Here is a 602-nt window from a genome sequence, read left to right as displayed (position 1 = left end):
AAAGGTGACCCTAAACGCTGGGAACTTCCAAGATGGGCTGGGTGGAAAGTTCAGTACAAAAAAGCCAGCCGTGTGGTGGATGTCAAATAAACGAACTTTATCAACGAGTTGGTAGAAATTGAGCTGTGTATCTACAGCTTATTGTAAAATCTTCAGTTAATTATAAAATCCGGAATGAAAATTGCTTTAACCGCTTTTCCCTTGCTGTTTATTGTCGAAGTTATCGATGATAAGGAATGATATTGCCGCTTTATGATTTGGCGGCAAAAGGATAACGATGAAGTATAAAGTAATTCCGCTCTTGTTGTGCCCCGTACTTGCTTACGGAAAAGACATTACCCATATCTCAACCTACGAAGACAACTACGTTCTAGGTACATACACCACAGACATCAACCAAAGCGCCTATAGCGAAATGGGCTCAGAGATGGATTCACTGCAAGATTTTGAAGTGAAGTTTCAGATCTCAGCATCAATTCCATTTTATCGCTTCAGCTCAGGCACTGCTTTGATGGGGGCTTATACTCAAAAGTCCCTATGGCAACTGGCAAACTCTGATATCTCCTCGCCATTTAGAGAAACAAACTACAAGCCGCAAGTGT

1 protein-coding gene is annotated in these 602 nt (G+C 41.5%); it reads left to right on the top strand.

The window, feature by feature from the left end; translation table 11 throughout:
• Nucleotides 1-277: 277 nt before the first annotated feature.
• Nucleotides 278-602, top strand: a 325-nt coding sequence (locus R7040_RS28010; protein WP_318097824.1) for a phospholipase A, incomplete at its 3' end; no start/stop codon positions are given.

It is taken from the genome of Vibrio sp. 1069, from assembly GCF_033340555.1.
This window is presented reverse-complemented; position numbering and strand designations above follow the sequence as displayed.